The following is a 6,874-nucleotide window of genomic DNA, read 5'->3' as shown; positions in this document are numbered from 1 at the left end:
TTTCGAGGGGCCCACCCTCATCATTCACAAAGCATCTAATCACTGTATTCAGCCAGTAATTAGTTCAGGGCACACTCGAGTTTTAACATATTCTCCTGTATCTTTCCCAAGATGCTTCCGAAGATATTAGCTATGGGAAGCCACAAGAATATGTTCACATATCTTGCCAGCCAAACCGTTAAGGTATTCTGAAAACCATCGAATACCGCAAAACCAAATACCAGAGGTCCCAAAATGGCCAGAACGATCAGAAAAAACGTTCTTACGGTATTGATGCACAGTGAAGCGGCCGCATAAAGCACCTCAAAAACTTCTTTCATCCATTGCTTGATGGAATTGCGGAAGTTATAGGACTGCTTCTCCATAAAAAACTGGATATCATGCCCTAAACCATCTAATATACCTTCACTACCTTGTTCCGGAAAAGTATACTTCAACCATTTTTCACGGTCTCCACTCCCATTTTCTCCAACGTACATTTGCCAATGCTTGCTTTTTTTAATGGCCGCTTCCTTGGCTTTAAGCAAGCGTTCTATTGTTTTGTTGCTATCACTTACCATTTTTCCCGTTGCCGAAACCGTTGGTTGTAACACTCCGTTCATCATTGAAATAACCAGCGGAAATATCATGATAGCCATTCCCAATGCAAAAGGTCTGAGCAATGGGTAAAAATCTATGGGTTCGGCACTGGCAATCTGGCGCCATACGCGACTGGCGATATACCATAGCGCACCAAATCCAGCTATCCCCCTGCCCACATCGATAAGCCGACTGCATAATGGCAACATCTCGCTGTACACCCTGTCAAGAACGGGTTGCATTCCACCCAGTGTTTCCGATATGCCCTGTGCATATGAGCCCAATGGCGAGAGCAAGGCAAATATCCCGATGCATAACATAATTATTTTTTTCATCACAGCTCAATTTTGGTTATAATATCTTCTGGTGGCATTGATATCCAATTTTTCTTTTTGCCTTTGTAGGTTCAGTATGCTCGCCTCTTTGTTGAAACTTCTTAAAAAGATGAGCTTATCCTGCATATCCAGAAAAATTCGGTCAATTGCCCGCAAGCGTTCATCATCGCTCATTCGTAATTTCGATGAGGTAATCACCGTTAAAAGTTCATCCAGGTTATCAATGCTCTGATCGAAAAGCCGCCCATAAATACCGGATAGGTAACTTAGTTCTTCAGGACTAAAAGTGTCGTCATTTCTGAAACGGTTGTAGGCAGATTTGTATTCTGAAATCAAATGCTGCTGATAGGTGATGATGTCCGCAACCCTTTCATATTTCCTGATTTCGGGATTGACCAGCATCAGACCGTCAAGGAATATCTCATGTATGGAGAAATTGCCCTGTGAAATATTTTTCACCGCATTATATCCATTGGCGACAATGGTATATCCACGCTTCATATCTGAAAGGATATTTTTTAATTGGCTGAGCTTCTCTACATTTAGCAGGAGCTGCTGCACTTCTGTAGACTGTGCCTTTAGCTTAAAAAACGTAGATGAAAGGCAAATGACAAATAAAGTCAGCATTAAATAAAGAGTGCTTTTTACACTCTTTACTCTAATTATTCTAATTGTTTCCATAAATTTCTCTTAAATGGTTAATGGATTTTTGTTCGTTCTTTCTTTGATGGATGAGCAGGTTTACTTCGCCTGTAAAACTTTGCACAAATACAGCTTTATCCCGCATCCTTTCATAAATACTATCCAATCTTTCTATCCGTTCATCGTCACTCATTTCCAGCCTTCCAGAAGTAATAACCAGCAGTAGTTCCTCCATGTCACCAAGGCATTCATCGGTTACCCTATCCTTTACATCTAATATGTACTGGTTGTCAGAAAGTTTCAGTCCATCATTATCGCCAATACTTTTAAAAGCCTTTACGATGGATATTTGCAGAGAAATAATACTGGAAACTTTTGCATTTTTTCTGATGGCAGGGTTAACGCTTTTGAGCGAGGAAAAAAAGGTGCTGTGCAAACTGAACTCGCCATTCTTTATATCCCTAACAGTACCTATTCCACTGCCGACAATATCATAGCCTTTCTTGAGGTAGCTTGCATACATCTTCAAAGCAACAAGTTGTTCGAGCAGGTATTTTTTCTGCGTTTTTTTTTGGCTAAAGAATTCGCCCCAGGTTTGACCAAAAGCGTTTGTACCTACAAAAAGTAATAGAAATACAAGCCCTAAAAGGCTGATTGGTTTCGATACAGACATACCTTTATGGCTATAACTACTTTGTTGTTGTCTATTGAATTCCATACAATTCTTTTAAAATGGTTACCTCATCCAACGATTTTGCCCTTTGAATGCTCAACAGGCTATTTTGGGTATTGAAAGATTTTAGGTCGCTAAAGTTGGTATTCATCTGAGCGGCGGCAGCACTGATGATTTCCAGTCTTTTGGCATCGCTCATCTGCGTTTTAAATGAATTAACCACGAGCAGGATCTGGTCTAAATTTTTGATACTTTCATCCAGTATGCCCGAATAGACTTTCTGCATGTGTTCCAGCTCATCAGCGGTGAAATGTTTATCTTTCTGGAACAAGCCCCAAGCCCATTTGTACTCATCTACAATGGCAATCTGTTTTTCGGTCAGGTCTTTAATTCGCTTGTAATAGGCAATGGCCGATTTAACTTTCCATAGCTCTTCGTAATAATTTTTGTAGAGTTCTTTCTGCTTTTCTGTCCAATCGGCTATTTCAGTCAGCTTTAATTTTGAAAGCTGGTTTTCCAATACTTTTTGCGCATTTTGTAGCCAGATGGTTTCGTTCTGTAGGCGCTGAACCTTAAGGTCTACAGCTTTGATTACTTTTTTTACTCCTGCCTTGATGACTTCCAAAACGGCTATCTGTGCATTTGCCCCTGTGGGTATCGATACAAATAGCGTCATGGCACTCACCGGAAGGATGACCATGTATTTTTTCATAACTTTTTTGATTGCACTGATGCAGGCAAACGCACCAGTTTTGTGAATGGTTATCATAACTGATTATTGTTTATTTTTTAATTCATTTGCTAGTACCGCTATACCCTTTTGGATGCTTCCATATTGCTGCGCATACTTTTGAACCTGTAGCTTTTCGCTTTCCTCAGTGGTGTAGGCGAGATACTCGCTTGTTGATACTTCTGTTCGGTAAACCTTGCTGTACTGGCCACCGAGAGAAATAAAGACTTCCTTGTATTTAAGCTTGGGATCATTGGCTTTGTTCATCGAAAGTATCTGCGACTTTTCCTTTTCTGTAAGCCCCAAAAGTTCCTGTATGGCGTCAAACTTGTTCTGGTATTTGGATTGGTCTAATAAAATCTTACAGTCTGAATTATTGATGATGGCCTGTTTTACAATCGGCGAACTGATGATATCCTCTACCTCTTGGGTTACCACAATGGCTTCTCCAAAATACTTTCTTACCGTTTTGAAGAGGTATTTGATGTATTCTGCCATACCCTCTTTTGCAATGGCTTTCCAGCATTCCTCAATTAGCAAAACCTTACGTATCCCCTTCAACTTTCTCATTTTGGAAATGAACATCTCCATCAGGATCAGTGTAACCACGGGAAATAATATCGGATGGTCTTTGATATTGTCCAACTCTATTACAATAAATGGCTGATGCAATAATTCCAGATTTTCAGATGCGTTCAACAGGTAATCAAACTCGCCTCCACGGTAGTATGGATTAAGGACATACAGAAAATTATTGATATCAAAATCCCTATCTTTTACCTTACTGGTTTCCAACACCTGTACATATTCATTGCTCAGAAACTCATAAAATGTATTGAAACAAGGGAAAATATCAGGTCTGTTTGCCAGTTGGGCAAAGTAAAGCGTCAATGCATTTGATAAGGCTACATATTCCGAACGCCTGAAATTTTCATCGTCTTTTTTCCATAAGGCAAGTAATAACGTTTTAATGCTTTCCTTTTTCTCCGTGTCCAAAACATCACCTTCAGAAAGGTAAAATGGATTGAATTTAATGGGGTCGCTCTCGCTGTAGGTAAAATAATAGCCTCCTACCAGATCACACAAACCTTTGTAGCTATGTCCCACATCCACCAATACCACATGAGCCCCTTGCTCATAGTAGGAACGAACCATGTGGTTGGTGAAAAATGATTTTCCGCTACCACTTGGCCCCAAAACAAACTTGTTCCGGTTGGTAGTAAAACCCATCCTCATAGGTTCGTCAGAAATATCGACATGTACGGGCCTACCATAAAGGCGATCACCTAAACGTAATCCAAATGGACTGAGAGAAGAACGGTAGCCCGTTTCCAGATTGAAAAAGCAGGTTGCCTGTTCTATAAAAGTGTCGAAGGTATCGTTCATAGGAAAATCGGCAGCATTTCCGGGAAGTCCAGCCCACCAGATTTGAGCTTGACCATCGGTTTCCTGTTTGGCAACTGCATCCAACTGTGCCATTGCCGACGATACGAGATTTTTAAGGTCTCTGCTTTTTTCTTGGTCTTCCGACCATACCAATACATTGAAATGTGCCTTGATAGGTAATCGTTGCAGGGCAATTGCCTCGTTCAGAAAGTCGTTTGTGGCATCTCCTGAAATTGAATTTTCTCTCGAATAGGCAGATAAGGATTGTAGACGGAGCTTTTTGGCTTCCAATCTTTTGATGGTTTTCTGCACATCTGATACAAAAACATATTGGCTCAAGATATGGTTGCAATTTAAGAGTGAACCTAATGGACTTGCAAAACCAACGGAAAACTTGCTCCTGTCCGTACTGTACTTATCATAATTGATACGGCTTCCGCAAAGTGCAGGCATATTTTCCGTATCACATAAAGTGTAGAGTTCAACTTTTTTATCGCCAACTACGATCTCATCTTTCACGTGGATATCACGGATCATTGGTTGGTTATTCTTGTTCAATAAAAAGCAATATCTTTCTATAATGCCAGCTTTGTTTGCAGTTCCAGCCAACTCATCATCGTTCAAACTTTTTAGTCCAACAAATCCACTATCAGTCAGTATGCGCTCAAACTGCCCCGCACTGTCCAGAAAATCCTTAAAAAGTATAGGAGAAATGGTTTGGCTGGGTACAATGGACTTTCGCAAAATATTACTGTATACCGAACTGGAAAGCTTTCTTTCTTTTGGTTTCTGGGTTAGGAAAATATAGCACTCATGATCCAAAAATGGTCTTTCGTTGAAGAATACCTCACTGCTACGGGATAGGAAACTGCGATCAATAGTATAATCAGCTTTGTATTTGGTTTCGGTAAACCAGTCCTGCTTTAGGAAAATGCTGTGCTGTGGTAACAATTTAATTGCCTTTACCCAAGTCTGGTGATACGCCTCGTAATCTCTTTCTGATAAGGTAAAGATTTCTGGAAGCTCCACTCTATAGCCAATGGTTACATCGCCATGCATCGAAATAATGGCGTTGTTCTCCACCTTGTAAATGGGCAATATGTCTTTTGCTTCTACCATTGGATTAGTTTTTAAATGATGTTGTTGGAATATTCGATTTGCTTTTGAGCGAGGTAAACAATCGTCTGGAACGGAATTTCAAGTAATTTGGAAGGCTACGTTTTGCCCAAAATTTCATCAAGCCATGCTCACCAAAACGGTGGCTTAAGCGGAATACACCGAAAAAAAGTGTTGTTCCAAGGGTGATGATCAATGGTAATAGCACCAAAAGGCTCAGTCCAGAAATGTAGAGAATGGCAAAGCTGATGAGTAATAGAACCAGTCCTACAGCTAGATAGGCAATGTACTGTGCCTTTAAGCCTCTAAATTCTATAGGTCTGGTTACACCTTTGTTGATTTTATAAACGCTGGCCATGGCTATATCCCGAAAAATGATTGAAGAACAGTTGCCACTACCACCAAAAAGATACAGCTACCGAACCAGGCTGCAGCTACCTTGTTGGTATCAGGCTCTCCGGCATTCCACTTATTGAAAACTTTAATTGCCCCTATGATGCCAACAACTGCACCGATGGCATACATCAGGTCGGTTCCCGTGTCGAAATAGCCTTTTACCTTGTTGGTTGCTTCCTGTATCCCTGCATTTCCATCCTGGGCGAAAAGAGACAGACTGGTCAACAAATTGTAGATACAAAGGGTAAATAATAGCAATAGAGACTTGCCTAAATTTTGGTTGACGTTATTATTGGATTGACGTTTCATAATGTTTTTGATTTTACAGCTTGAGAATAAATTTTGATGCTAATTGGTAGATGTTAATCCCAGAGATTTTCCAATTCTTCTTTCGAGAGGTGGAATGGGGCATGTTCAGCAATAAACTGGTTAATCTGAACTATGCGTGGGTTGGAACCAATCTGTCCATATTTTGCCCTGACCATTTCCATCATATTGAAAAAGTCCTGTTTGTTACCGTCCTCTTTTTCCAGAATGGAAAAAATTTCTTTCAGCTCCTGAAGTACATCGGGTATCAATCCAAGCTGTTCAGATTTAGCATTTTCATCCTGTCCAAAACTGATTTGCCCCATACTGACCGTACTGGTTCCCACAGCAGGTTTAGAAGCGCCCAGTAGTCCATCGTGTTCTTCAGGTTTCTGATTGGGTTCTTCTACCCGATCTGACCAGCGGTGCGGAAGCGGTTCTTTGGGATTTGAACCTTTGCTAAAAAATGAATTAAGTTCTTTGCGGTAATACAGCAGGATGATGCCCGAATACCAGAGTAAGGTGAGCAGGAGCATTGCAAGCCAAAACTCCTGCCATGTAAATTGTGCCAACATAAATTCTTTGCTTTTCTCCCAAGCACCATTGCATTGGGATTTGATGAAGCAAAGTTTCTAAGCTTTCGATTTTTTGTTTGGCAACCAGTTGGGTACTACCCAAAAATAAAAACATAATAACCTAATAAACAGGCGA

General features: G+C 40.5%; 7 protein-coding genes and 1 pseudogene. All 8 read right to left on the bottom strand.

Going from position 1 to position 6,874, the window contains the following annotated elements:
• Window positions 1-74: 74 nt before the first annotated feature.
• A pseudogene (gene traJ / locus AC07XU_RS11710) lies at window positions 75-914 on the bottom strand (conjugative transposon protein TraJ); the annotation flags it as partial.
• A gap of 6 nt (window positions 915-920) precedes the next feature.
• Entirely contained in the window at window positions 921-1,541 is a 621-nt protein-coding gene (locus AC07XU_RS11705; protein WP_494943811.1) for a TerB family tellurite resistance protein, read from the bottom strand.
• 40 nt (window positions 1,542-1,581) lie between these two features.
• Window positions 1,582-2,274, bottom strand: a complete 693-nt coding sequence (locus AC07XU_RS11700) for a hypothetical protein (RefSeq protein ID WP_494943798.1) — start codon at window positions 2,272-2,274, stop codon at window positions 1,582-1,584.
• Window positions 2,261-2,998 (bottom strand): conjugal transfer protein TraI, encoded by a 738-nt coding sequence (locus AC07XU_RS11695; RefSeq protein ID WP_225871350.1) that lies wholly within the window; start codon window positions 2,996-2,998, stop codon window positions 2,261-2,263. The genes AC07XU_RS11700 and AC07XU_RS11695 overlap by 14 nt, the downstream gene beginning before the upstream one ends.
• A 6-nt stretch (window positions 2,999-3,004) precedes the next feature.
• Complete coding sequence (locus tag AC07XU_RS11690; protein ID WP_136877745.1) at window positions 3,005-5,464, bottom strand: TraG family conjugative transposon ATPase; 2,460 nt, start codon at window positions 5,462-5,464, stop codon at window positions 3,005-3,007.
• Between the two features lie 4 nt (window positions 5,465-5,468).
• Window positions 5,469-5,819, bottom strand: a complete 351-nt coding sequence (locus AC07XU_RS11685) for a DUF4133 domain-containing protein (RefSeq protein ID WP_090993252.1) — start codon at window positions 5,817-5,819, stop codon at window positions 5,469-5,471.
• Window positions 5,820-5,821: 2 nt separating this feature from the next.
• Window positions 5,822-6,166: a DUF4134 domain-containing protein gene (locus tag AC07XU_RS11680; RefSeq protein ID WP_494943797.1), complete on the bottom strand. Its 345-nt coding sequence runs from the start codon at window positions 6,164-6,166 to the stop codon at window positions 5,822-5,824.
• 53 nt (window positions 6,167-6,219) lie between these two features.
• Window positions 6,220-6,738: a hypothetical protein gene (locus AC07XU_RS11675; RefSeq protein ID WP_494943796.1), complete on the bottom strand. Its 519-nt coding sequence runs from the start codon at window positions 6,736-6,738 to the stop codon at window positions 6,220-6,222.
• Window positions 6,739-6,874: the final 136 nt, after the last annotated feature.

This window comes from Pedobacter sp. GW456-11-11-14-TSB4, assembly GCF_059424425.1.
Note: the sequence above shows the minus strand (reverse complement) of the source record. Positions and strands in the feature narration are given on the sequence as shown.

What these genes read in the sequence shown, in the direction of transcription:
- AC07XU_RS11705 (WP_494943811.1), bottom strand. Translation starts at nt 1,541, where the DNA reads ATGCTGACTTTATTTGTCATTTGCCTTTCATCTACGTTTTTTAAGCTA.
- AC07XU_RS11700 (WP_494943798.1), bottom strand. Translation starts at nt 2,274, where the DNA reads ATGGAATTCAATAGACAACAACAAAGTAGTTATAGCCATAAAGGTATG.
- AC07XU_RS11695 (WP_225871350.1), bottom strand. Translation starts at nt 2,998, where the DNA reads ATGATAACCATTCACAAAACTGGTGCGTTTGCCTGCATCAGTGCAATC.
- AC07XU_RS11690 (WP_136877745.1), bottom strand. Translation starts at nt 5,464, where the DNA reads ATGGTAGAAGCAAAAGACATATTGCCCATTTACAAGGTGGAGAACAAC.
- AC07XU_RS11685 (WP_090993252.1), bottom strand. Translation starts at nt 5,819, where the DNA reads ATGGCCAGCGTTTATAAAATCAACAAAGGTGTAACCAGACCTATAGAA.
- AC07XU_RS11680 (WP_494943797.1), bottom strand. Translation starts at nt 6,166, where the DNA reads ATGAAACGTCAATCCAATAATAACGTCAACCAAAATTTAGGCAAGTCT.
- AC07XU_RS11675 (WP_494943796.1), bottom strand. Translation starts at nt 6,738, where the DNA reads ATGTTGGCACAATTTACATGGCAGGAGTTTTGGCTTGCAATGCTCCTG.